At 67.9% G+C, this 22,358-nt stretch carries 19 protein-coding genes; 8 read left to right on the forward strand and 11 right to left on the reverse strand.

Translation table 11 applies throughout. The features are described 5' to 3' along the window. Window positions 1-70: 70 nt before the first annotated feature. Entirely contained in the window at window positions 71-1,765 is a 1,695-nt protein-coding gene (locus FFS49_RS06530; RefSeq protein WP_105815258.1) for a VRR-NUC domain-containing protein, read from the forward strand. Beyond that, complete coding sequence (locus tag FFS49_RS06535) at window positions 1,762-4,062, forward strand: ATP-dependent DNA helicase (RefSeq protein ID WP_105815257.1); 2,301 nt, start codon at window positions 1,762-1,764, stop codon at window positions 4,060-4,062. Before FFS49_RS06530 ends, FFS49_RS06535 begins: the two co-directional genes overlap by 4 nt. Before the next feature lie 48 nt (window positions 4,063-4,110). Here FFS49_RS06535 and FFS49_RS06540 read toward each other — a convergent pair whose 3' ends face one another. Then, window positions 4,111-4,881 carry an IclR family transcriptional regulator C-terminal domain-containing protein gene (locus tag FFS49_RS06540; RefSeq protein WP_039367494.1) on the reverse strand — a complete coding sequence of 257 codons (771 nt, stop codon included), beginning with the start codon at window positions 4,879-4,881 and terminating at the stop codon, window positions 4,111-4,113. Between the two features lie 166 nt (window positions 4,882-5,047). Between FFS49_RS06540 and FFS49_RS06545 the strand changes: the two genes are divergently transcribed. Next, window positions 5,048-5,281 carry an AbrB/MazE/SpoVT family DNA-binding domain-containing protein gene (locus FFS49_RS06545; RefSeq protein WP_071333622.1) on the forward strand — a complete coding sequence of 78 codons (234 nt, stop codon included), beginning with the start codon at window positions 5,048-5,050 and terminating at the stop codon, window positions 5,279-5,281. Further along, window positions 5,268-5,681: a PIN domain-containing protein gene (locus FFS49_RS06550; RefSeq protein ID WP_105815256.1), complete on the forward strand. Its 414-nt coding sequence runs from the start codon at window positions 5,268-5,270 to the stop codon at window positions 5,679-5,681. The genes FFS49_RS06545 and FFS49_RS06550 overlap by 14 nt, the downstream gene beginning before the upstream one ends. A 149-nt stretch (window positions 5,682-5,830) precedes the next feature. On the opposite strand, the gene FFS49_RS06555 is transcribed toward FFS49_RS06550, so the two are convergent. Then, window positions 5,831-6,244, reverse strand: coding sequence for a hypothetical protein (locus tag FFS49_RS06555; RefSeq protein ID WP_105815255.1), 414 nt, complete (start codon window positions 6,242-6,244; stop codon window positions 5,831-5,833). 271 nt (window positions 6,245-6,515) lie between these two features. On the opposite strand from FFS49_RS06555, the gene FFS49_RS06560 reads away from it, so the two are divergent. Then, window positions 6,516-7,127: a hypothetical protein gene (locus FFS49_RS06560; RefSeq protein ID WP_105815254.1), complete on the forward strand. Its 612-nt coding sequence runs from the start codon at window positions 6,516-6,518 to the stop codon at window positions 7,125-7,127. 71 nt (window positions 7,128-7,198) lie between these two features. Here FFS49_RS06560 and FFS49_RS06565 read toward each other — a convergent pair whose 3' ends face one another. Next, window positions 7,199-8,500 carry a UDP-N-acetylglucosamine 1-carboxyvinyltransferase gene (locus FFS49_RS06565; protein ID WP_039367440.1) on the reverse strand — a complete coding sequence of 434 codons (1,302 nt, stop codon included), beginning with the start codon at window positions 8,498-8,500 and terminating at the stop codon, window positions 7,199-7,201. Between the two features lie 217 nt (window positions 8,501-8,717). Then, a complete protein-coding gene (gene shiA, locus FFS49_RS06570; protein ID WP_105815253.1) occupies window positions 8,718-10,022 on the reverse strand; it encodes a shikimate transporter in 1,305 nt (434 codons plus the stop codon). A 357-nt stretch (window positions 10,023-10,379) separates the two neighbouring features. Between shiA and FFS49_RS06580 the strand changes: the two genes are divergently transcribed. Continuing rightward, window positions 10,380-11,507: a VOC family protein gene (locus FFS49_RS06580; RefSeq protein WP_039367446.1), complete on the forward strand. Its 1,128-nt coding sequence runs from the start codon at window positions 10,380-10,382 to the stop codon at window positions 11,505-11,507. A gap of 60 nt (window positions 11,508-11,567) precedes the next feature. On the opposite strand, the gene FFS49_RS06585 is transcribed toward FFS49_RS06580, so the two are convergent. Further along, window positions 11,568-12,803, reverse strand: coding sequence for an NADH:flavin oxidoreductase (locus FFS49_RS06585; RefSeq protein WP_039367449.1), 1,236 nt, complete (start codon window positions 12,801-12,803; stop codon window positions 11,568-11,570). 218 nt (window positions 12,804-13,021) lie between these two features. Between FFS49_RS06585 and FFS49_RS06590 the strand changes: the two genes are divergently transcribed. Then, on the forward strand, window positions 13,022-14,239 hold the full coding sequence (locus FFS49_RS06590; protein WP_105815252.1) for a DUF2252 family protein: 1,218 nt from the start codon (window positions 13,022-13,024) through the stop codon (window positions 14,237-14,239). A 26-nt stretch (window positions 14,240-14,265) separates the two neighbouring features. Here FFS49_RS06590 and FFS49_RS06595 read toward each other — a convergent pair whose 3' ends face one another. From FFS49_RS06595 to FFS49_RS06610, 4 genes are all read right to left on the reverse strand, one after another. After that, the gene (locus tag FFS49_RS06595; RefSeq protein ID WP_105815251.1) at window positions 14,266-15,600 is read right to left on the reverse strand and encodes a type II toxin-antitoxin system HipA family toxin; all 1,335 of its coding nucleotides are present in this window, start codon (window positions 15,598-15,600) and stop codon (window positions 14,266-14,268) included. 2 nt (window positions 15,601-15,602) lie between these two features. After that, window positions 15,603-16,031 (reverse strand): helix-turn-helix transcriptional regulator, encoded by a 429-nt coding sequence (locus FFS49_RS06600; protein ID WP_105815250.1) that lies wholly within the window; start codon window positions 16,029-16,031, stop codon window positions 15,603-15,605. Window positions 16,032-16,183: 152 nt separating this feature from the next. Continuing rightward, a complete protein-coding gene (gene ribBA / locus FFS49_RS06605) occupies window positions 16,184-17,308 on the reverse strand; it encodes a bifunctional 3,4-dihydroxy-2-butanone-4-phosphate synthase/GTP cyclohydrolase II (protein ID WP_105815249.1) in 1,125 nt (374 codons plus the stop codon). Beyond that, entirely contained in the window at window positions 17,305-18,243 is a 939-nt protein-coding gene (locus FFS49_RS06610; protein ID WP_105815248.1) for an alpha/beta hydrolase, read from the reverse strand. Before FFS49_RS06610 ends, ribBA begins: the two co-directional genes overlap by 4 nt. 281 nt (window positions 18,244-18,524) lie before the next feature. Here FFS49_RS06610 and FFS49_RS06615 point away from each other — a divergent pair, with 281 nt between their 5' ends. After that, on the forward strand, window positions 18,525-19,715 hold the full coding sequence (locus FFS49_RS06615; RefSeq protein ID WP_069251570.1) for a LuxR family transcriptional regulator: 1,191 nt from the start codon (window positions 18,525-18,527) through the stop codon (window positions 19,713-19,715). A 195-nt stretch (window positions 19,716-19,910) separates the two neighbouring features. On the opposite strand, the gene FFS49_RS06620 is transcribed toward FFS49_RS06615, so the two are convergent. Together FFS49_RS06620 and FFS49_RS06625 are read right to left on the reverse strand one after the other, a co-directional pair. Further along, window positions 19,911-20,576 (reverse strand): cation diffusion facilitator family transporter, encoded by a 666-nt coding sequence (locus FFS49_RS06620; protein WP_105815247.1) that lies wholly within the window; start codon window positions 20,574-20,576, stop codon window positions 19,911-19,913. Between the two features lie 253 nt (window positions 20,577-20,829). After that, complete coding sequence (locus FFS49_RS06625; RefSeq protein ID WP_105815246.1) at window positions 20,830-22,014, reverse strand: thiolase family protein; 1,185 nt, start codon at window positions 22,012-22,014, stop codon at window positions 20,830-20,832. Between the last annotated feature and the right edge of the window lie 344 nt (window positions 22,015-22,358).

Consider the following 22,358-nt stretch of genomic DNA (forward strand, 5'->3'; position numbering starts at 1 on the left):
GGGGCGTGCGGCAGTTGGCGTCACATTTGATATGATTCCGACCTGTACAAATGTACAGTGATCAATCCCCGTGACGCCTGCATCGCCGACGCCCCCGGCATTTTACTACCTGACCAATTTCGAACGCGCGCTGGCCTGGCTCGGCGCGCGTTACGACGACCTGTTCGACGAACACGAGCACGCGTTCGTCCGGCAGTTCGCGACGCTGCCGCAGGCGTCGCGCGCGCTGCTCGTGCGGATGCTGATGCGCAACGGGTCCGACTTCCGCGCCAGCAAGCTCGTCTACGACGAAATCGGCTGCGCGCTCGACGCGGCCGCGCCGCTCGTCGCACTCGGCTGGGTCGATCCGGCGCCCGCGCTGACGCTCGACGAGCTGTTCGCACTGTCGACCAAGGCCGATCTGCTGCGCATCTTCCCGGCACTCGCCGCGCATGCGGGCGAGCGCAAGCCCGACTGGCTCGAACGGCTGCGGCCCGCGCACGACGTCGCGCAGCCGCTCGACGCGTGGTGCCCGCAAGCCGGCGACCGCGTGCTGCGCGTGACCGTCGGCGCACTGTGCGACCGGCTGCGCCTGATGTTCTTCGGCAATCTGCATCAGGACTGGAGCGAGTTCGTGCTTGCCGATCTCGGCGTGTTCCAGTACGAAAGCGTGCCGATCGCGCCGTCGTCGCGTGCGTTCCAGCAGCGCGGCGACGTCGACGCGTATCTCGCGCTGCAGATGTGCCGCGAGGCCCTCGACGCGTGGCCCGACGATCTGCCGTTCGATGACCTGGTGCGCGCCATCGACGCGGTCGGCTGCGACCAGCCTTGGCTCGCGACGCGGCGCGCGAAGCTGCTGTTCGCGCTCGGGCAGACGTGCGAGCGCCGGGCCGACTGGGACGGCGCGCTCGACGCGTATGCGCGCAGCGCATGGCCCGGCAGCCGCCATCGTCGTATCCGCGTGCTCGAACGCTGCGGGCGTGACGACGATGCGCTCGCGCTGGCGCTCGATGCACGCGGCGGCTTCGAGAGCGACGAGGAGCGCCAGCGCGTCGAGCGCATGCTGCCGCGCCTGCAGCGGCGGCTCGGCCAGCGCGTCGAACGTGCGTCCGCCGCGGCGGACGTGCCGCGCGAGACGCTCGTGATCGCGCGCCCCGACGCGTTCGTCAGCGTCGAATTCGCGGTACGCGACCATCTTGCGCAGCCGGCTTCGCCGGTCCATTACGTCGAAAACACGCTGATCAACTCGCTGTTCGGGCTGCTGTGCTGGGAACCCGTGTTCGCCGCGGTGCCCGGTGCGTTCTTCCACCCGTTCCAGCGCGGCCCTGCCGACCTGCACGCACCTGATTTCGTCGCGCGCCGTGCGGACGCGTTTGCCGCGTGCTTCGCGCAACTCGATTCGGGCGCCTATCGCGACACGATCCGCCGGCATTTCGCGACGAAGGCGGGGCTGCAATCGCCGTTCGTGTTCTGGGGCGTGCTGACCGACGCGTTGCTCGACGAGGCGCTCGCATGCCTGCCGCCCGAGCACCTGCGGCTGTGGTTCACGCGCCTGCTCGCGGATATCCGCAGCAACCGCTCGGGGTTGCCCGATCTCGTCCGCTTCTGGCCCGGCGAGCGCCGCTACGAGCTGATCGAGGTGAAAGGCCCCGGCGACCGTCTGCAGGACAACCAGACGCGCTGGCTCGCGTACTGCATCGCGCACGGCATTCCGGTGCGCGTGATCGATGTCGAGTGGGCCGGTGAGGGCGTCGCGCACGCCGAAGCGGCGGGACTGTCCGCATGAGCTATGTCGTCGCGGTGCGGGCGATGTGCGAGTTCACCGCGCGACGCGGCGATCTCGACCTGCGCTTCACGCCCGCACCGACCGCGCTCGAAGGCATCGCCGGCCACGGTGCGGTCACGTCGAACCGCGGCGCGCGCTACGAAACCGAAATCGCGCTGACGGGCACCTGGGGCACGCTCACCGTGCGCGGCCGCGCGGACGGCTACGACCCGGTGGCAAACCGTCTCGAGGAAATCAAGACCTATCGCGGCAGCCTCGACGCAATGCCGGCCAATCACCGTGCGCTGCACTGGGCGCAAGCGAAGGTCTACGCGCACCTGATGTGCGACGCGCGCGGCTTCCAGGAAATCGACGTCGCGCTCGTCTATTTCGACATCGTGTCCGAGCGCGAGACGGTGCTGACGCAAACGCTGGGGGCGGCCGAACTCGCGACGTTCTTCGCCGAGCAGTGCGCGTGTTTCGTCGGCTGGGCCGAGCGCGAGACGGCGCATCGCGCCGCGCGCGATGCGGCGCTGCGCGCGCTGGCGTTTCCGCACGGCCAGTTCCGCAGCGGGCAGCGCGAGCTGGCGGTGGCCGTCTATCGCGCGGCACGCGACGAGCGTTGCCTGATGGCGCAGGCGCCGACCGGCATCGGCAAGACACTCGGCACCGTGTTTCCGCTGCTGAAGGCCTGCGGCGAGGGCGAGCTCGACCATGTGTACTTCCTGACCGCGAAAACGCCCGGACGCGCGCTCGCGCTCGAAGCGGCGACGACGCTCGGCGCCGGCACGCCGGCGCTGCCGCTGCGCGTGCTGGAGCTCGTCGCGCGCGACAAGGCATGCGAGCATCCGGACAGCGCGTGCCACGGCGAATCGTGTCCGCTCGCGAAAGGTTTCTACGACCGCCTGCCGGCCGCGCGCGACGCGGCAATCGAGACGGGGCTGCTCGATCGCGAGACCGTGCGTGCAGCCGCGCTCGCGCACGACGTCTGCCCGTACTACCTGTCGCAAGAGCTTGCGCGCTGGTCCGACATGGTGATCGGCGACTACAACTACTACTACGACGGCAGCGCGATGCTGCACACGCTCGCGCAGCAGAACCAGTGGCGTGTCGGCGTGCTCGTCGACGAGGCGCACAACCTGCTCGATCGCGCGAGGAAGATGTACAGCGCATCGCTCGATCCGTTCGCCTTCGCGGCGGCCCGCGAGGTCGCGCCCGCAGCGCTGCGCAAGGCGTTCGACCGGCTCGCCCGCGCCTGGGGCTCGGTCAGTCGCGCGCAGGCCGAGCGCTATGCCGCGTATCCGGAGATTCCGGGCCCGATCGTGTCGGCCGTGCAGAACCTCGTCGCGGCAATCGGCGAACACCTGGCCGACGCGCCGCGCGCGAACGGCGATGCGCTGCTGCGGTTTCATTTCGAGGCGATCCAGTTCGGCGTGCTGGCCGAAGCGTTCGACAGCGCGTCGATCTTCGACGCGACGCTGCACGGCGAACCGATGCCGCGCCAGCCGGCGCTGGACGGCGTGGTGTCGGCCGGCCGCCGGCGCCGCGTCCAGTCGACGCTGTGCGTGCGCAACGTGATTCCGGCCGGCTTTCTCGCGCCGCGCTACGAAGCCGCGTGCGCGACCGTGCTGTTCTCGGGCACGCTGAGCCCGTTTCATTTCTATCGCGACACGCTCGGGTTGCCCGGCGACACGGGCTGGCTCGACGTCGACGGGCCGTTCCGCGCCGAACAACTGACGGTGCGCGTCGCGAGCCACGTGTCGACGCGCTGGCGCGACCGCGACCGTTCGCTCGAACCGATCGCCGACCTGATCGCCGCGCAATACGCGACGCGGCCCGGCAACTACCTCGGCTTCCTGAGCAGCTTCGACTACCTGGGGCGCGTGGTCGCGCTGATGCAGACGCGGCATCCGGACGTGCCCGTCTGGGCGCAGGCGCCCGGCATGGCGGAAAGCGAGCGAGACGCCTTTCTCGCGCGCTTCGATGCAGGCGGGCGGGGCGTCGGCTTCGCGGTGCTGGGCGGGGCGTTCTCGGAAGGCGTGGATCTCGTTGGCGAGCGGCTGATCGGCGCATTCATCGCGACGCTCGGGCTGCCGCAGGTCAACGACGTCAACGAGCAGATGCGGCGTGCGATGGACGCGCGCTTCGGCAACGGCTACGACTACATGTACCTGTATCCGGGTTTGCAGAAGGTCGTGCAGGCGGCCGGGCGCGTGATCCGCACCGAGCACGACGAAGGCGTCGTGCACCTGATCGACGACCGTTACCGCCGGCGCGAAGTGCGCGATCTGCTGCCGCGGTGGTGGCGGATCGGGTGACGCTGCGCAGCCCGTTCAGGCGCGCGGCTTCCTCCTCTCCGCGCATCGCTACAGCACGTTGAGCATCGCGAGCGCGGCTTCCTGCAGGTGCGGCAGGACGCGCCGCACGGCCGCGTCGGTCGTCTCCGCGCCGATCGGCATGTTCGTGCTCAGCGCGGCGACCACTTCACCGTGACGGTTCTTCAACGGCACCGCGATCCCGCGCACGCCGACCTGCAATTGCTGTTCGATCGCCGCGAAACCGGCGTCGCGGGCCTGGTCGATCTGTTCGAGCAGGCGCGCCTTGTTGGTGATCGTGTGCGGCGTGAACGGCGGCAGTTCGGTGTCGTCGAGCCACGCGCGCACGGCTTCGCGATCCGGATGATGGGCGAGCAGCACGACGCCGGGCGACGTCAGCGGCGCCGGCACGCGCGCGCCGAGCACGAAGCCGGTCGTCATCACCCGCGACACGCCGTTGCGCGCGATGAACACGAGTTCCCAGCCGTCGAGCACGCTCACGTACGCCGACTCGTTCAGCGACGCGCTCAATTGCTGCAGATAGGGCTGGACCGTGCGCGGCAGGCGGGCCGAATCGAAGTACGACCAGCCGACCCGCAGCACGCGCGGCGTGAGGCCGTACAGCTTGCCGTCGGTGTACACGTAGCCGAGTGATTCGAGCGTCAGCAGGTAGCGCCGTGCGGCCGTGCGCGTGAGGCCGGTGCGCGCGGCGGCCTGGGTGGGTGTCATGCGCGCATGCTGGCTGTCGAACGCCTCGAGGATCGCCAGGCCTTTTTCGAGGCCGGCAATCCAGTCGCGTCGGTCGAGTTCGGGCTTTTTCATCGTCGGGAGCGGGTGGCTGGATGCGCGGTAATCGCGCGTGAGTGGGCGATTATCGCGCACCTTTTCAGGTGAACCGCGTGCGCGGAACGGGATTCCCCATTCGGCCAGCTTTGCAGACGGGAAATTGGGGATATACAATCGATGATGTATATCTATGGAGGTCCGTATGCTGGTGGCAAAGTGGGGCAATAGTCTGGCCGTACGCCTTCCGGCCAGTGTGGTCGACGCTCTGGAGCTTCGCGAAGGTGACGACATCGAAATTGTGGTCGATAGCCCTCGCGTTTTCGCCGTGAGTCGCAAGCCCAGGCCCGAAGAGCTTCTGCAGCGGTTGCGGCGTTTCCGTGGCAAGTTGCCCGCCGATTTCAAGTTCGGCCGGGATGATGCGAATGAGCGGGATTGACGCGACGAAATCGTTCGTCGACAGCAACGTCGTGCTTTATCTGTTGTCCGAGGACGAAACCAAGGCGGACCGGGCAGAGTCGCTGCTGCTTCGGCGGCCGACCATCAGTGTCCAGGTGCTGAACGAGGTGGCCAGTGTCTGCAGTCGCAAATTGCGGATGCCGTGGTTCGACGTGGGGCAATTTCTGGAGCCGATCAGGAGTTTATGCCGTGTCGTGCCGATCTCGGTCGATACGCACGACCTGGGGCGAAAGCTGGCGGAGCGGCACGGCTTGTCCTTTTACGACGCGTGTATCGTTGCAAGCGCTACGATCGAGGGCTGCGAATACCTCTATACCGAGGACATGCATGACGGCTTGTGCGTGGAGGGCGGGCCGGTGCTGAAAAATCCGTTCGCGTGAATTGCGACGGTTTTGGGGAATGGCGCCGACAGACTGCTTCCACCCGCTGGCCGAGATTCGCGGTCGGGAGGGCTCGCCAGTATCCTGGTGTCGGTGGCATATGGAAGGATGGGAGCAGGACGTGGCGCATAGCCGCCTCCGGTGCGGCCTTACTCGCCGCTTGTCCACCCGACGTTCGTGCTGACCGAGGGCGGGTAGTGCCTGTAACACAGCGCGGCGACTTGCCATCGTCCGTCGTCAATTACCCATAACTCGGTAAATGCGTTTCGCTCGAAAACCTGGTCGTTGTTCCGAATCGCGCAAATCCCGGATATCGTCGCCCATTCGCCGTATTCGGTAATGCACCGCGATTCGTCGACGCACGTCATGCCCGACATGCGCGAAACATGCTCGGCTGAGAAAATCCGCAGGCTGGCAAGTTGCTGTTGTTTCGTCTTTGTCAGTCCGCCATGCTTGACGAAGAAATGAGCGCTTTCCACATAGGCCAATTGCTCGACGTCGCCGGTGAGGTAAGCGTCTATCCATACTTCGCGCATCGACAGCAGGTCGAACTTCGGTTTCATGCGGTTTGAGGAAAGTAGGTAGCTCGATTGATTCCCGAATTGAATCCGGGGGCGTTGCCGTCTCGATCATCTCGAATCCGGGTGTTGAAAATCGCGGAGTCGGATACAGGACGTTAGAATCCCCGGCCCGGCGAGTTCGGGCAATTGGACGCGTACGAATCTGGTACGAGCCGATCCCCACCCCGATGGTTTCCGACTTGCCCGCCCCGTGCGTCTGTCAGCGCAGACGAACATGACATCAGGCCAAGCGCGGCATCGACTGGAACTCGACATGAAAATTCGAAAACCCCTGTTTGTCGCGTACGTCGCGTTCGTGCCGTTGCTCGCTGCAGCCAATTCGTCGACTGACACGGCGCTGCCGCGCCCGACCGTCGACGTCCGCGCGTGGCCGCGCATGACGTCACCGACATTCGGCTGCTACGTCGAAACGACCTTCGGCTACCGTGACAAGAGCTTCAACTGCGCGCTGAAGAAGTACAGGAACACCGGCGACGCGTGCAAGAACACGACGGCCTACTACGAGGGCCCGGCGTTCCCCGACCGGCTCGCGGCCAGCGTGCATCCGCTCGCGACGAAGGTCGAGCTCGACTGGGAGCAAGGCAGGCTGCAGATGGTCACCGTCACGCTCAAGGGGACGTGGAACGAAGCGGACGTGCGCAAGGCGTTCGGGCTGCCGCGCGCGGAAGGGAGCAAGCTGACCGAAGCGGAGTTGCGCTCGGAGCCGGGCAATCTGATGGACACGAGTGTCCAGTATTCGTCGTCAGCGCTCGACGAAAGCCTCGCGAAGCGCGCGAGCAACCCCGCGCGCGGCACGACGGCCGTGATGCTCTACGGGTTCGACCACATGGGCGGCGGCGATGTCGATTGCGGGGGCGGCGCGTAACGCGGGAAGGCGCGGCCGGATGTGGACGGTGGTACGGCTGTTCGCAGGGCGTGCGCCGTACCGTCAGGGCTTTACTCGCTGCTCGTCCACTCGACGTTCGCGCCGACCGAGCGCAGGTTCTCGACGAAGTGCGGGTGCGCGCGGCGGATCGGCAGCGCGTTCATGATTTCCGAGCGGCCTTCGATGCTCGCGGCCACCATCAGCAGCGCGATCGCGACGCGGATGATGTACGGGCTCTCGACGCGCGCCGGCGTCAGTTGCAGCCCGCCGAACGTGATCAGCCGGTGCGGGTCGGACAACAGCACGTGCGCGCCGAACTTCGACAGTTCGCCGGACCAGCCGAGCGCGCCGTCGTACACCTTGTTCCAGAACATCGCGCTGCCTTCCGCGCGCACGCCGAGCGCGATGAAGATCGGCAGCAGGTCGACCGGCAGGTACGGCCACGGCGCGGCTTCGACCTTGGTGAGGATGTTCTGCGTGAACGGCCGGCGCACGCGCAGCGGGCCGTCGCGTTCCGCGCGCGACCAGCCGTCGCGGTGCGTGACGTTGACGCCGAACTTCGCGAACGTGCGGTCGATCAGCGGGAAATGTTCGGGCGACGAATTGCGCACCGTGATGTCGCCGCCGGTGATCGCGCCGAGCGCGAGGAACGTCGCGATCTCGTGGAAATCCTCGGCGAAGCGGAACTCGCCGCCGCCGAGCTTGTGGCCGCCCGTCACGCACAGCCGCGACGTGCCGATGCCCTCGATCGCGACGCCGATCATCGCGAGGAACTGGCAGAACTCCTGCACGTGCGGCTCGGAGGCCGCGTTCATCAGCGTCGACGTGCCGTTCGCGGCCGTCGCGCACAGCGCGAAGTTCTCGGTGGTCGTCACCGACGCATAGTCGAGCCAGTGGTCGTTGGCCGTCAGCGGGCCGTCGGTGCGAACGATCAGCGAATCGGGCGTGCGTTCGATGTGCGCGCCGAAGCGCTCGAACACCTCGACGTGCGGGTCGATCTCGCGCACGCCGAGCGTGCACCCTTTCACGTCGTTCTCGAGCCGCGCGACGCCGAAGCGCGCGAGCAGCGGCGGGATCAGCATGATCGACGAGCGCATCGCTTCCGGCAGCCGGTGGACGGCCGGATCGAATTTCGTGTTGCGATGGTGGAGTTCGAGCAGGCCCGTCGTGAAATCGACCGACACGTCGCTGCCGAGCGTGCGGAAGATGTCGAGGATCTTGCGCACGTCGGTGATGTCCGGCACGCCGATGAGGCGCAGCGGCTGATCGGTCAACAGGGTGGCGCACAGAATCGGCAGGACGGCGTTCTTGTTCGCGGACGGCTTGATGTCCCCGCGCAGCGGAGTGCCGCCGTGGACGATGAGATTCGACATGATATGGGGGCGTATCGGTGACTGACGTAGGCCCATATGATGCCATTGGTCGACGGGCGGCGTGGAATGTTCAGCGGGGAAAAGGGGGAATCGACGCGTGTAACTGACAGTGTTTGACGTCGTGCGCTCGAACCCGAGGCAATGGCGCCGCTGCAGGTCAGCGTCGAGTAGCGCGGGAGGGCCGGCCGCGCATCGGGCCGGCCATCGGGTCAGGGTATTACTGCGCCGCCCGCATCCGCGCGGCGACCACCAGCGAGATCAGGCAGCCCACCGCGAGATAACCGGCGACGAGGTGCCACGAGCCGCCGGCCACGCTGACGAGGCCGACCGCGATGAACGGCGTGAACCCGCCGCCGACCACGCTCGCGAACTGGTAGCCGACGCCCGCGCCGCTATAGCGGTACTCGGCGCCGAACAGCTCGGTGAACAGCGGCTGCTGAACGCTCACGACCATGTCGTGCGCGGCGTTCGCGAGCAGGATCGAGAAGATCACGATCCACGCGACCGACCGCGCTTCCAGCGCGACGAAGAACGGGACCGCGGACGCCAGGCCGATCAGCGCGCCGATCAGGTAGATGCGGCGCAGGCCGTAGCGGTCGGCCAGCCACGCGAAACACGGGATCGTCACGCAGCTCACCGCGCCCACCAGCAGGCCGATGTTCAGGAACAGGTCGCGTGACATGCCGAGGTTCGTCGTCGAATAGCTGAGCGCGAACGCGGTGACGATATACATCGTGAACAGTTCGGCGAGACGCAGCGCGATGATCAGCAGGAATGCCTTCGGATGACGCGTGAGCGCTTCGAGCACCGGCAGGCGCAGCTTGCGGTTGCCGTGCTCGACCTTCTCGACGAACTCCTGCGATTCGTCCATGTTCTTGCGCACCCACATCCCGATCAGCACGAGCACGATGCTGAACACGAACGGCAGGCGCCAGCCCCACGACTTGAATGCGGCCTCGCCGAGCGTGTGGCTCAGGATCGACACGATGCCCGTGGCCAGCACGAGGCCGACGCCGTAGCCGACCTGCACGCCGCTGCTGTAGAACGCCTTCTTCTGCTTCGGCGCGCTTTCGACGGCCATCAGTGCCGCGCCGCCCCATTCGCCGCCGACCGCGAAACCCTGGATCGCGCGCATCAGCACCAGCAGCACGGGCGCCCACCAGCCGATCGTCGAGAACGTCGGCAGCAGGCCGATCGCGACCGTCGACAGCCCCATCAGCATCACGGTCAGCACCAGCATCCGCTTGCGGCCGAGCCGGTCGCCGTAGTGGCCGAACACGATGCCGCCGAGCGGCCGGAACAGGAAGCCGACGCCGAAGGTGGCGAACGCCGCGAGCGTGCCCATCGTCGGGCTGACTTTCGGGAAGAACTCGGAATTGAATACCAGCGCGGCGACGATCCCGTACAGCAGGAAGTCGTACCAGTCGACGACGGCGCCGACGAAACTGCCGATCGCGGCCTTGCGGGCCTGGCTGCGTATGCGGACACTGGCGGCGTCGAGGGTGTCGAAGGTTGGGGTCATGGCGATGTCTCCTGGCACGGCGCATCGTGGAATCGTGGCGGGGCCGCGTCCGATGCTGCATTGAAGTCGATGAGTGAACGGAGAATAGGGCGCGGGCCGCATGGCGGCAATTGGCCGATCGGTCAAAGTGCGCGATTATCGTTCAAGTTCGTGCGATTATCGAACGCTTTCCGGGTTTGCACTAAGCGGCGTGACGATATCCCGTTTGGCCAGGGTGTGCCGGCGTGAACGAACTGGTTAAAATCGGCAGCATTGAAAACTCGCCCGTTCGGGGCGGATGCGCGGTCGCCACCCCGGCCGCGCATGCCGCACGCGACGGGCGCCGTCCCCATCGACCGCATGCCCCCGGAGACTGGAATGCCCGGCAATTCCCACCCCCTGTCCAGCGATACGCCGCCCGTTGCCGATCCGGCTGCCAATCCGCTCGGGATGGCCGGCCTCGAATTCGTCGAATTCGCGGCACCCGTGCCGGAAGCGCTCGCGCAGCGCTTCGAGCAGCTCGGGTTCAAGGCGATCGCGCGGCACGTCAGCAAGAACGTCACGCTGTACCGGCAAGGGCAGATGCACTTCCTGATCAACGCCGAGCCCGATTCGTTCGCCGCCCGCTACGCGGAGGAATACGGGATGGGCGTGTGCGCGATCGGGCTGCGCGTGGCCAGCGCCCGGCGCGCGTTCGAGCGGGCGATCGAGCTCGGCGCGTGGGCGTTCGAGGGCGAGAAGGTTGGCGTCGGCGAGCTGAAGATTCCGGCGATCCAGGGCATCGGCGATTCGCACCTCTATTTCGTCGACCGCTGGCGCGGGCGAGACGGCCAGCGCGGCGGCGTCGGCGATATTTCGATCTTCGACATCGATTTCCGGCCGATCGACATCGCAACCGCGCATACCGATCTCGACTGCGTGGGCGTCGGGCTGCAGCAGGTCGATCATTTCACGCAGACCGTCGGCGCGGGGCGCATGCAGGAGTGGCTGGATTTCTACCACGACCTGCTGCATTTTCGCGAGATCCACGAAATCGACGCGCACTGGCATGTGTCCGAGGAATCGCGTGTGATGGTGTCGCCGTGCGGCGCGGTGCGGATTCCGGTCTATGAGGAAGGCACGCGGCGCACCCAGCTGATGCACGCGTATCTGCCCGACCATCCGGGCGAGGGCGTGCAGCACGTCGCGCTCTCCACCGACGACATCCTGTCCTGCGTCGATGCGCTGCGTGCGAACGGCGTTGAATTCATCGAGCCGCCGGCCCGCTATTACGACGACGTCGACGCACGCCTGCCGGGGCACGGTGTCGATCTGGATTCGCTGCGCCGGCGCGCGGTGCTGGTCGACGGCGAGATCGGCAGCGACGGCGTGCCGCGCCTGTTCTTCCAGACCTTCGTCAAGCGCCGGCCCGGTGAGATCTTCTTCGAAATCGTGCAGCGCAAGGGGCACCACGGGTTCGGCGAAGGGAATCTCGCGGCGCTCGCCCGCGCACGCGACGCCGGCTGACCGGTCGGGGCGCTCGCATCGGACATCGGGCGCTACCCGTCACGCGTGACACGTCAAGCGTCACGCGCCGGCGGCCGGCACGCGGTTCGGCGCGGGGTCGTTCGGCTCGCGCAGCACGCATGCGGTGCCGCCCGGCGTGTACATCGACACGACACAGCGGTTGCACGACGTGCAGCCCGACTGCACGAACCGGCCGTCGCGCAGCCCGTTGACGAAATCGGGCTCGAACACGAGCGCGCGTGCGAGCGCCACCGCGTCGAACCCTTCGCGCATCGCCAGTTCGACGTTCTCGCGTGAACGTACGCCGCCAAGGTAAGCGAGCGGCATCCTGACGGCCGCGCGCACCTTCTTCGAGTGCTCGAGGAAATACATCTCCCGAAACACGCCCATCTTCGGCTCGGTGAGCCTCTGCAGCGCCATTGCGGTGCGCACGATCGCGTTGTCGGCATTCGCGAGCGCGTCGCCGGGCAGCGGGCTGCCGAACAGCTGCCACACCGATTCGACGTTCATCCCGCCGCTGAGCACGAGCAGATGCGCGCCTTCGGCTTCGAGCCGCCGCGCGATTTCGCAAGCGTCGTCGGCGGTTCCGCCGCCGCGCACGCCTTCGGTCACGCCGATCTTGCAGACGACGGCGAGGTCGCGGCCCACTGCATCGAGCACGCGGCGCAGCACCTCGACCGGGAACGCGGCACGCCGCGCCGCGTCGCCGCCATACGCATCGCGGCGGCGGTTGTACAGCGGCGACAGGAACTGGCTGAGCAGATAGCCGTGCCCCATGTGGATCTCGACTGCATCGAAGCCGGCGTCGCGCGCATGGCGTGCGGCCTGCGCGAATTCATCGGCGACGGTCGACATCTGGTCGTGCGTCATCGCCTGCTTCAGGAAGCGGCCGCTCATCACGCCGACCTTGTTGAAGCCGCCCGACGCGCTCAATGGCCGTCGAGTCGACAGCGACGGCAGGAACGTGAAGCAGCCGCCGTGCGTGATCTGTGCGGATGCGGCGGCGCCGTGGCGATGGACGGCGTCGGTCAGCGCGCGGAACTGGCGGACCGTCGGCACGTCGAGCCGCGCCTGGTCGACGAACGTGCGGCCGTCGTCGCTGATCGCGCAGTACGCGACGGTCGTCAGCGCGGCGCCGCCTTCGGCGATGCGTTCGTGAAAGCGCACGAGCGCGCGCGACGGCACGCCGTTCGGCGTCATGCCCTCGTTGGTGGCGGACTTGATCAGTCGGTTGCGCAGCGTCAGCGGGCCGATCTGCAGCGGGCTGAACGCGGGGGACAGGTCGGTCGGTTCCATGTCAGGCGGAGGTCGGGAATGGGCTCGACGGTCATTGTGCGTACCCCGCACCGGCGCGCATCGTCCAGGTGGATGGCCCGATCCTGCCGAATGAAGCATGCGACGGCCGGCCGTGTCGTTCGGCCATTGGCAGCGCTGCCGGTTTGCACGAATGCATCGATCAATGGCATCGTGACGAAGCGGCACGCCGCACACGACAAGCACAACCGGAGAACCGCATGAGCAGCCAGTCACAGCCGAAGCACAAGCGCATGCCGAAACCCACCGGGCGTCAGGCGATCCTGACCGAGCAGCGCCGCCGGAAGATGGCGCGTTCACCTCACGCGTACGTGCGCGGCAATACGGCCCGGTTCTACGAATGGCTCGTCGAAACCAACGGCAGCGCACTGCCGCACGGCCCGTCGATCTGGATCTGCGGCGACTGCCATACCGGCAACCTCGGTCCGGTCGCGAACAGCGAAGGGAAGGTCGACGTGCAGATCCGGGATCTCGACCAGACGGTCATCGGCAATCCCGTTCACGACCTGATCCGCCTCGGGCTGTCGCTTGCGACGGCCGCGCGCGGGTCCGCACTGGCGGGCCTGACGATCGTGCACATGATGGAGGCGATGACGGCTGGTTATGCGTCGGCATTCGGCAGCCGCAACGCGAAGCTGCCCGAACGACCGGAACCGGTGCACCTCGTGATGAAGCAGGCCATGCGCCGCTCGTGGCGGCAACTCGCGGTCGAACGGATCGAAGGGCTCGCGCCGACGATTCCGCTTGGTCGCCGCTTCTGGCCGCTGAGTGCGAGGGAATCCCGCGCGATCCGCAAGTTGTTCGGCGACGAAGCGATTGCGACGCTCGCCACGAGCCTCAAGGGCCGCAACGACGCGGGCAAGGTCGACGTGCTCGATGCGGCGTACTGGGTGAAGGGCTGCAGCTCGCTTGGACGGCTGCGCTACGCGGTGCTGCTCGACATCGACGGCGACGTCAGTGACGGCGACGACCTGTGCCTGATGGACATCAAGGAGGGCGTGACGGCCGCCGCGCCGCGCGACGAAACGGCGACGATGCCGCGCGACAACGCCGAGCGCGTCGTGGAAGGCGCACGACATCTGTCGCCGGCCCTCGGCGAGCGGATGCGGGCCGCGCGCCTGCTCGATCGCGCGGTCGTGATCCGCGAACTGCTGCCACAGGATCTGAAGCTCGACATCGATCTGCTCGCCGAGGACGATGCGCGTGAAGTCGCGCGCTATCTGGGTGCGGTGGTCGGCGCCGCCCACGCGCGCCAGATGGACAAGCCGACACGCACGGCGTGGCGCACCGAACTCGGCCGCAACCGCGCGAAGACGATCGATGCGCCGATGTGGCTGTGGAACAGCATCGTCCAGCTCGTGAGCAGCCATGAAGCGGGGTATCTGGAGCATTGCCGGCGCTTCGCGGCAGGGGAGTAGCGTGTCGCCGCGAGCGACGGCCTGGACTACCCGGCCGCGCCCAGCTTGCGGGCCTGCCGTCGCATGCCCTCGAAGATCGCATCCGCCACGTCCGCCGGAAACTCCGCCGGAATCTGCGCTGCGGCCTTGGCGATCGCGGGTTCCGTGCGCGCGACGACGGCTGCCATCGCGGCGTGCACGTCATCTTCGGTCAGGCCGACACGCCGGCCCTGCGCGATCCAGTGGCGCGGCTGGATCTCGCCGATCACGTAGTGCCGGTTCTTCCCGCACACGGCCATCGCAAGGCGTGCGCGGCGCGGCGGAAGCTGGTTGCGGCGCGTGCCGATGATCGGATGCGCGGACAGCACGTCGTACAGCGGCGTGCTGCGGTAGGTGTTGCCGGGCAAATGCGCGATGCTGAAGTTCTTCGCGTGGCCGTCGATCGCCGCCAGCACCCAGAACACGAGCTGCGTGACGAAGAAGTTCATCCGGTCGCGCGCAGCGTCGGCCGAATTCGCGAGGATGCCCATGATCGTCTCGATGCCGGGGCCGCCGTCGGATTCGTATTTCGCGCCTGCGGGCGTGCCGGTCGCCTGGCACATGTCCTCCTGCGGCAACCGCAGGATCCACGTGCGGTCGCGCGATGGACGCCGGTCGAAGCGCTCGACGATCAGCGCTTTCTGGTCGTCGAACCGACCGATCTCGCACGGTGCGACCGGCAGGCCGTACGCGGCGACGAGCGTCGAGCACAGCCATTCGTTTTCGACGGACGTCCGCATGTCGGCCTGCATGTTCCCGACGCGCCCGAGCGGCAGCTTGAAGATGTGCGTCGTCGGCGTGCTGCCCGAGGGCCGCAGCCAGCGGTTTCCCTGACGCAGCAACGCGGTCTTTTCCTGCGCGCCGGCAATCGACAGGCGCAGGTCGCCTTCCAGTTCCGCGCGGCCGGGCAGCGGCGTGGCAGTCGCGTGGCGCAGCACGTCGGCGACGGCCGCGTCGTCGAGCATCATGCCGCCGATCGCCTCGAGATCGACGGGTGTTTCTCCGGGCGGCAGCATCTGGATCGCGCCGACGCAATCGCGGCCGATCGACGCGAGCAGTTCGAACGGCGCCGTCGAGCGGAGCCGGTAACGCTGCGCGATGCGACGGCGGATCGGCTCGCTGTCCGGCAGCAGGTTGTCGAAGTAATCGGCGACGATCGCGCCCTGGTGCGGCTGGTTGCCGGGCGTGAAGGGCAGCGACAGCGACAGCGGCCGCCCCTGTGGATCGTCGAGCCATTCAGGCAGGTAGACGAGGCGCTCGACGCCGCGCCGGACTTCCCAGTAGCCGACCGGAATGCCATTCATCCACAGGTCGAGCCGGTCGTGGCGGGTACGCGCGGCCATCGTCACCAGTCCTCCCGCTTCGAAACCCGCGGCTTGCCGGGTGCAGCGTCAGCGGGCCGCTTGCGTTTGGCGCCGGTTGCGGGTTTGGCTGGATTCCTGGCGGGCGGGGCGCCGCGGGCCGTTTCCGGCTTGCGTTTGCTCGAGGCCGGTTTCCGAACCGCCGGCGTGGCATCGGGCACAGGCACGGGATCGGCCGATGCCGCCGACACGTCCTGCTTGCCCGGTGCGAGCGTCATGTGAACGCCGAGCGCGTTCAGCACTTTGAAGAGCCGCTCGATGCTGACCGCCGACGGGTTGGCCTCGAGCTGCGCGTAGGATTGTTGCGTGACGCCCAGACGGGCGGCCAGTTGCGCCTGCGTGAGGCCCGCGGCTTTCCGGAAGCCGACGAGTATCGGACGCAGTTGGGTCAGGGTCTGGACAGGAAAGGCCATCGGGCGCTCCACAGGATGACAAGCGATCGTTTGTAATCTGAAAATACAGTCTATGGCATGTATTGTCAAAATACAAATCATAGGCTGTATTCAATAAAAACAAACGATAGCCTGTCAAATGAAGGCCCCGCCGGCCATCCCGCGTCAACGCCTCACGCCGCTCGCAGCGGATTCGCGTGCACACTCCGCGCGCCTTCCGGATCGTCGTCGCCGAGCGGGATGAACGCCATGATCTCGAGGTCGTGCCCCGACAGCGCCGGCAGCCGGAACGGGCTCGACAGCACGTTCAGCCGCCGCACGCCGAGCTCGCGCAGGATCTGCGAGCCGATCCCCGTCACGCGTCCGTCGCGGCGCGCATGGCCGGCCGGCACCCGCATCGCGTCGCCGCGCATGTCGCAGTCGAGCAGCACCGCCACCCCGCAGCCGGCCGCGTCGATGCGTTGCAGCGCGGCGTGCAGCGGCCACGAATGCGCGGACGGCTCCGCATCGAGCAGGTCGAGCAGCGAATGGCATTCGTGCACGCGCGTCAGCACCGGCGTCGACGGATCGGGCTCGCCGCGCACGAGCGCGAGATGCGGCGCGCCGTGCACCGTGTCGCGATATTCGATCGCGCGGAATCGTCCCCAGGGCGTATGCAGCGGCCGCTCGCCGACGCGTTCGACGAGCGATTCGTGTTCGCGTCGGTAATGGATCAGGTCGGCGATCGTGCCGATCTTCAGCCCGTGATGCGCGGCGAACGCCTTCAGCTCGGGCAGCCGCGCCATCGTGCCGTCGTCGTTCATCACCTCGCAGATCACCGAGGCAGGCGTGAGCCCCGCGAGCGCCGCGAGATCGCAGCCGGCCTCGGTGTGTCCCGCACGCACGAGCACGCCGCCCGGGCGCGCGGCGATCGGGAACACGTGGCCGGGCTGCACCAGGTCGTCCGGGCGGGCGCCGGCCCGCACCGCCGCACGGATCGTGTGTGCGCGATCGGCCGCCGAAATGCCGGTCGTCACGCCTTCGGCCGCCTCGATGCTGACGGTGAACGCGGTGCCGAACGGCGTGCCGTTGTGATCGGCCATCGGCGGCAGCTTCAACTGCTCGCAGCGCTCGGCGGTCAGCGTGAGGCAGATCAGCCCGCGCCCGAAGCGCGCCATGAAATTGATCGCGTCGGACGTCACGTGATCGGCCGCGATCACGAGGTCGCCTTCGTTCTCGCGATCCTCTTCGTCGACGAGCAGGACCATTCGGCCCGCCCGCAGTTCGTCGACGATCTCCAGCGTGCCGGCGAGCGTCATGAGGCCTCCGTCAAATCGAACGCGCGGCGCAGCGCGTCGGCGCCGAAGGTCAGCACGCGGTCGGCTGCATCGATCGCGCCGAGCATGCTCGCGAAACCGTGAAGCTGGCCCGGCCAGCGCACGAGCGTCACCGGGGTGCCGGCCTGTGCGAGACGCAGCGCATACGCTTCGGCCTCGTCGCGCAGCGGATCGAATTCGGCGCTGATGATCGTCGCCGGCGCGACGCCTGCGACGTCCGGCGCGGCGAGCGGGCTCGCGAGCGGCGACGCGCGATCGGCGCCTTCGTCGAAATAGTGCCGCTTGAACCAGCGCATCCAGTCCGCCGTCAGGAAATAGCCGTTGCCGAGCGTTTCGTACGACGGATGCTCGGTCGCGCAATCGACGACCGGATACAGCAGCAACTGGTGCGCGATCGCGATACCCGAGCCGCGCAACTGCAGCGAGGCGACGGCCGCGAGATTGCCGCCGGCGCTGTCGCCGGCCACGGCGATCGCACCGGCGCGCGCGCCGAGATCGCGCGCACTGGCGGCGGCCCAGCGCACCGCGTCGCATGCGTCGCGCGCGGCAGCCGGGAAGCGCGCTTCGGGCGCAAGCCGGTAGTCGACCGACAAAACGAGCGTGCGCGCCCGGGCCGCGAGGCTGCGGCACAGGTTCGCGTGCGTATCGATCCCGCACGACACGAAGCCGCCGCCGTGGAAGAACACGGTCAGCGGCAACGGCTCGGCGGCGGCGGGCCGATACAGTCGTGCGGACAACTGACGGCCCGACAGGGGAATCTGCCAGTCCGCTTCGGCGGCGACGGCATCGCCCGGGGCGAACGCGCCACCCGCGGCAAGGTTCGCGCGATACGCGGGAACGGTGAGCTGCGCGAAATCGATCGCGGGTGCCTGGGCCAGCGCGGCGAGCAGCGCCTGCGCCTGTGGGTCGAGCGGCATGGGGACTCCTGTCTGAATCGGATGCGTTTTGAATCAGGTAAACCCGTGTCGCGGTTTTCCCTGAGTCCGCGCCGGACGCTTGCCGGCACGGCCTGACGGGCATTCCAGCGCAGCGGGCAGGGCGCGACATCATCCGATCGGACGATGGTTCGTTCGCACGGATGGCCAATTCTCACCATTCAGTGAATCTCCCGATGACGTCGGAATTTAGACGCGTCTTAATCATGGCGGCGCGGTTGGGTCGCGCCGGAAACATGTCGTATGGAGGATGGAGCGTGCTGATGGAGACGAGATGGGCTCCGCAAGAGAGCCAGGCAACCAGTGACGAGGCCGACATCGGCGTCGCGGATTTCAGCGAACTGATGGCGCGCATCTACCAGGGGCCGCTGGAGACGCCGCCGTGGGCCGGCGCGCTCGAGCTGGTCCGCCGCTGGCTGCAGGCGAACTACGTGACGCTGATCCTGCGCGCGGCCGCGAGCGACCGCCGCGCGCCGCTGTCCGTGCACGCGTCGGAATTCGGCCCGGTGGTGCCGGGCGACGGTGAAGCGTCGTACAACAACTACTACTATTCGCTCGACCCGTTCGTCGGCCTGCCGGCCGATCGCGTGGTCACGGTCGACGACGTGTTCGGCGATACGGGCTGGCTGTCGAGCGAGTTGTACAAGCAGTTCCTGAAGCCGCAGGACGTGCGTTATATCCTCGGCGCCGACCTGCGCACGGCGTCGGGCGTCGAGTGCCGCTTCCGCGTGTGCCGCAACCATGCGTCGAAGCAGTTCTCCGCGCGCGACAAGGCGATCTGCGCGCTGCTGCTGCCGCACCTGAAACGCGCGGTGGAATTGCATTCGCGGCTCGACACGGCCGAGGTCGAACGCTCGATCTATGCGAATGCGATCAACCGGATGCAGATCGGCACGATCACGCTCGACGAGAACGGCACGATCATCGACCTGAACAGCGTGGCCGACGAGATCCTCAAGCAGAACAACGGTCTGACGATTGCGCGCGGCACGATCGAGGCGACCGATGCGCAGGAGAACCGCACGCTGAAACGGCTGATCCGCCATGCGGTGATGGGGCATCACGGCACGGCCGCGGCGACCGTCGAGGCGATGCCGATCACACGCAGCTTCGACAAGCCGCGCCTCGGGCTGCTGGTGCGCACGGTGCTGCTGTCCGACTGGTCGGAGGACAACAAGCGGCGGCCGGCCGTCACGCTGTTCCTGCGCGATCCCGACCGCAAGCCGCAGGGCGCGCAGGAGATCATCCGCAAGCTGTTCGACCTGACACCTGCCGAGACGTCGCTCGCGCTGCTGCTGACGAACGGGCTGACGCTCGAGGAGGCAGCGGAGGAATCGGGGATCAGCAAGAACACGGCGCGCACGCATCTGCGCGCGATCTTCTCGAAGACGGGTGTCACGCGCCAGGCGACGCTCGTGCGGATTCTGCTCGGGAGTGTCGTGCCGCTCGGGTGAGCGGCAGCCCGCGCCGATCCATCGGAACCGGCCGCATTCGTCTGGCGATACATCGACAGGGGCAACGCGTCGCGTGTCGCACGATCGCGGCGACATCATGCAAAAGAGGCTCGCGCGGTGCGAGCCTCTTCTTCATTCAGCGCTGCAGAGAGCGGCTAGCCTGCCGCCCATGATGCATGGCGCTGCCCGCTGCGTTCAAGAGCTGCGCGTCGACCGATCAGCCGATGCCGCCAGCGCCGGCCACTGCGCGCAACCACGCCGGATGAAACCGACACCGGTGCGTATCACGAGTGCGCCGATCGCAAGCGCGGCGAGATCGTCGAGACGGCCGAAGCCGACCAGCGCCGCGCTCATCGCGAGCGCCGCCAGCAGCGACGACAGCGCATGGGTCCGCACATGCCAGCCGCTCGCCTCGAGCAGCGCGGAGCCGGTCTCGCGGGCCTTGCGCAGCATCCAATGCGACAGCGCGGCCTTGCCGGCGAGCGTGACGGCGACGAGTGCGAGCGTCGTCGCGCCCGGCTGCACGACGGGCGGCGTCGCGAACCCGTTCGTCGCATGCCGGATCATCTGCGCGCCGGTTACGACGAGCAACGCGCCGAGGCCCGCGAGCGCGAGCGGTTCGTAGGTCGGGCGCCGCTCCGGCGGCAAGCGCGCATCGAGCCGGCACGCGACGAGAATCAGCGCATCGGCGGCGAGATCGATCGCCGCGTGGGCGACGTCCGCGAGCAGTCCCGACGAATGCGCGGACCATGCCGCGACCGTCTCGACGGCGAGCAGCAGCAGGTTGATCGCGAGACTGACGGCGAGGGCGCGGGACGTGGCCGCATAAACGTGGGGCGTGGCGCGCGACGTGCGCTGCATGGCGGATTCGTCTGTCGAAAGCGTGGGTCAGACCCGAACGCTACCGGTCGACGGTGGCAGATCGGTGACACGGGCGGAATCGCCGAATCCGTGCGGGATGCGTACCAAAGCCCCCGGGCCGCCCGCCGGCGTGGCGACGTGCCGCCGAGGCGGTGACCGGCTGCACCGTCACTCGGGAAGCCTGCACCGCGGGCCGCATCGCCCGCGGCGCTTCCCGTCCTCCGAATCGTCGACGCGCCGCGTCAGCTTCGACTCAAAGCGTCTCGATCGCCAGCGCGATGCCCTGGCCGCCGCCTATGCACAGCGTGACTACGCCGCGCTTGATGCCGTCGCGCTGCATCGAATGGATCAGGCGAGTCGTCAGCACCGCGCCCGTCGCCCCGATCGCGTGACCGTGCGCAATCGCGCCGCCTTCGACGTTGACGATCTCCTCGGCGATGCCGAGCTGGGCCGCCACCGCGATCGGCACGACCGCGAACGCTTCGTTGATCTCGAAACGCTCGACATCGGCCAGCGTCCACCCGGCCCGCTCCAGCGCGATCCTGACGACCGGCACGGGGCCGAGCCCGAACATGCCGGGTTCGACGGCGGCGACGCCGAATGCAACCAGCCGCGCACTCGGCGCAATCCCGTGCGCGTCGGCGAATGCGCGGTCCGCAACCAGCATCGCCGCCGCGCCGCTGTTCAGGCCCGGCGCATTGCCGGCGGTAATCGTGCCGTCCGGGCGGAACGCCGGCTTCAGCTTCGCGAGCGCTTCGAGCGTCGTGTCGGGACGCGGCGTCTCGTCGCGCGCGAACGCGACGCGCGTCTTGCGCTGCAGGACTTCGACCGGCACGAGTTCGGCGTCGAACTTGCCGTCCGCCAGCGCGGCGGAAAAACGCTGCTGCGAGCGGAACGCCCAGCGATCCTGGCGATCGCGCGAGATGTCGAGCTGGCTCGCGAGATCCTCGGTATGCCAGCCCGAATGCTGGTCGGAAAACGCATCGACGAGGCCGTCGCGCAGCATGCTGTCGCTAATCGGCGCGTCGCCCATCCGGTAACCCCAGCGTGCGCCGTCGAGCAGGTACGGCGCACGCTCCATGCTTTCCATGCCGCCGGCAATCGCCGCATTCGCGTAGCCCAGCAGGATCTCCTGCGCGGCGTTGACGACCGCCTGCGCGCCGGAGCCGCAGACGCGGTTGACCGTGAGCGCCGGCACCTTGACCGGCAGGCCCGCGCCGATGGCAGCCTGCCGGGCCGGATTCATCTTGTTGCCGGCCTGGATCACGTTGCCCAGGACGACCGTGTCGATCGCCGCGCCGTCGAGGCCGCTGCGCCGCAAGGTTTCGCGGATGGCGATCGCCCCGAGCTCGGTGGCCGGGGTGTCCTTCAGGGACCCGTTGAACGTACCGATCGGTGTCCGGACTGGGTGGCAGATGACGACTTCACGTGTGCTCATGGTGCATTCCTGGATCGCGTTGCAAGCTGCGCGGACGAGTCGGTTGCGAACGGGGGGCGCGCCGCGCCATTCGCGTCGCCGGTTCGATTGCGCCGTGACGCCGGCAGGACCGTCGGCGCGGTGCAATGCGGCCGCCTCCGATGACCGGATCACGCACCGCCCTGTGAGGGAACGGTATCTATGCATATGCATACTGTCAACGGGGGCTTTGCGCGTGGGAATGAGGGGCAGGGCACGCCATCGGGGGCGGCGTCGCGCGTGACGATGCTGCGCGCGTCTCGGTCGGGGACGGCTTTCGATCTAGCAATGTCGGTCTTTTGCGCTGATTGCAGAGGCTTCTGGGT

It is taken from the genome of Burkholderia sp. 4NA327C6, from assembly GCF_005502655.1.
GTDB lineage: Bacteria > Pseudomonadota > Gammaproteobacteria > Burkholderiales > Burkholderiaceae > Burkholderia > Burkholderia contaminans.

Bases quoted from the DNA above. Each gene is read 5' to 3' on its own strand.
- shiA (WP_105815253.1), bottom strand. From the start codon at position 10,022: ATGACCCCAACCTTCGACACCCTCGACGCCGCCAGTGTCCGCATACGC.
- FFS49_RS06535 (WP_105815257.1), top strand. From the start codon at position 1,762: ATGAGCTATGTCGTCGCGGTGCGGGCGATGTGCGAGTTCACCGCGCGA.
- FFS49_RS06620 (WP_105815247.1), bottom strand. From the start codon at position 20,576: ATGCAGCGCACGTCGCGCGCCACGCCCCACGTTTATGCGGCCACGTCC.
- FFS49_RS06565 (WP_039367440.1), bottom strand. From the start codon at position 8,500: ATGTCGAATCTCATCGTCCACGGCGGCACTCCGCTGCGCGGGGACATC.
- FFS49_RS06560 (WP_105815254.1), top strand. From the start codon at position 6,516: ATGAAAATTCGAAAACCCCTGTTTGTCGCGTACGTCGCGTTCGTGCCG.
- FFS49_RS06595 (WP_105815251.1), bottom strand. From the start codon at position 15,600: ATGGCCGCGCGTACCCGCCACGACCGGCTCGACCTGTGGATGAATGGC.
- FFS49_RS06615 (WP_069251570.1), top strand. From the start codon at position 18,525: ATGGAGACGAGATGGGCTCCGCAAGAGAGCCAGGCAACCAGTGACGAG.
- FFS49_RS06545 (WP_071333622.1), top strand. From the start codon at position 5,048: ATGCTGGTGGCAAAGTGGGGCAATAGTCTGGCCGTACGCCTTCCGGCC.
- FFS49_RS06585 (WP_039367449.1), bottom strand. From the start codon at position 12,803: ATGGAACCGACCGACCTGTCCCCCGCGTTCAGCCCGCTGCAGATCGGC.
- ribBA (WP_105815249.1), bottom strand. From the start codon at position 17,308: ATGACGCTCGCCGGCACGCTGGAGATCGTCGACGAACTGCGGGCGGGC.
- FFS49_RS06540 (WP_039367494.1), bottom strand. From the start codon at position 4,881: ATGAAAAAGCCCGAACTCGACCGACGCGACTGGATTGCCGGCCTCGAA.
- FFS49_RS06555 (WP_105815255.1), bottom strand. From the start codon at position 6,244: ATGAAACCGAAGTTCGACCTGCTGTCGATGCGCGAAGTATGGATAGAC.
- FFS49_RS06600 (WP_105815250.1), bottom strand. From the start codon at position 16,031: ATGGCCTTTCCTGTCCAGACCCTGACCCAACTGCGTCCGATACTCGTC.
- FFS49_RS06580 (WP_039367446.1), top strand. From the start codon at position 10,380: ATGCCCGGCAATTCCCACCCCCTGTCCAGCGATACGCCGCCCGTTGCC.
- FFS49_RS06625 (WP_105815246.1), bottom strand. From the start codon at position 22,014: ATGAGCACACGTGAAGTCGTCATCTGCCACCCAGTCCGGACACCGATC.
- FFS49_RS06590 (WP_105815252.1), top strand. From the start codon at position 13,022: ATGAGCAGCCAGTCACAGCCGAAGCACAAGCGCATGCCGAAACCCACC.
- FFS49_RS06550 (WP_105815256.1), top strand. From the start codon at position 5,268: ATGAGCGGGATTGACGCGACGAAATCGTTCGTCGACAGCAACGTCGTG.
- FFS49_RS06610 (WP_105815248.1), bottom strand. From the start codon at position 18,243: ATGCCGCTCGACCCACAGGCGCAGGCGCTGCTCGCCGCGCTGGCCCAG.